This window comes from Cellulophaga sp. BC115SP (genome assembly GCF_009905545.1).
GTDB lineage: Bacteria > Bacteroidota > Bacteroidia > Cytophagales > Spirosomataceae > Flectobacillus > Flectobacillus rivi.
Genome location: NZ_JAAALB010000165.1, coordinates 1 through 839, shown reverse-complemented (window position 1 = coordinate 839; position 839 = coordinate 1). Strand labels below are relative to the sequence as shown.

Genomic DNA, 839 nt, shown 5'->3' with positions numbered 1-839 from the left:
AATAGCGGAACGACAAGTACCTTTGGAACAACTGTGGTGAGTGATACCTTGGCTACGGGATTGAGTTTTGTATCAGGCTCAGGTTCAGGATGGAGTTGTAGCAGTAGTACGCTAGCAGGTGGTAGAGTGTTGGTAAGTTGTACAACGACGACAGGTATCGCAGCAGGTGGTAGTAGCTCATTGAACTTGACAGTAGTAAGCTCAGTGACGGGTACCGTCGTGAACAAAGCATGGGTAAGTGGTGGTGGAGACATCGTAGCCAAACGACCATCAAATCCAGTAACGACAGTGATTAATGAACCAGCTAAACCAAATCTAGTGATAGCTAAAGCAGGACCATCGTCAGTAACCGTGGGTAGTAATTTTGATTATACTTTAACAGTAAGTAACAATGGTACAGCAGGTACTAGTGGATTGATTACCGTAACAGACAATTTACCAACAGGCATAGCCTTTGTAGGTTCAAGTAGTGCAGGTAGCGTTTGGAGTTGTAGTGCGAGTGGTCAGTTGGTGACTTGTACGAGTAGTGCATCCATCATTGTGAATGCCAACTCAAACATCATCTTGACGGTACAGGCAGTAAGTGCGGCGAGCTCACCAGCCATCAACACAGCGTATGTGAGTGGTGGTGGAGACCCAAGTACGACACCAAAACCATCAAATCCAGTAACGACAACGATTAACCCAACACCGAAACCAAGTATTTCGATTGTGAAGTCAGGACCAGTAACGGCGACCGTAGGCACGAATTTCAACTATACTTTGACGGTAAACAACACCGGAAATGCAGCGACGAGTGGTACGATAACAGTAACGGATGTTTTGGCGACGAACTTACA

At 46.0% G+C, this 839-nt stretch carries 1 protein-coding gene; it reads left to right on the top strand.

Translation table 11 applies throughout. The features are described from left to right. Positions 1 to 839, top strand: an 839-nt coding sequence (locus GVN22_RS28580) for a DUF11 domain-containing protein (RefSeq protein ID WP_166554177.1), incomplete at both ends; no start/stop codon positions are given.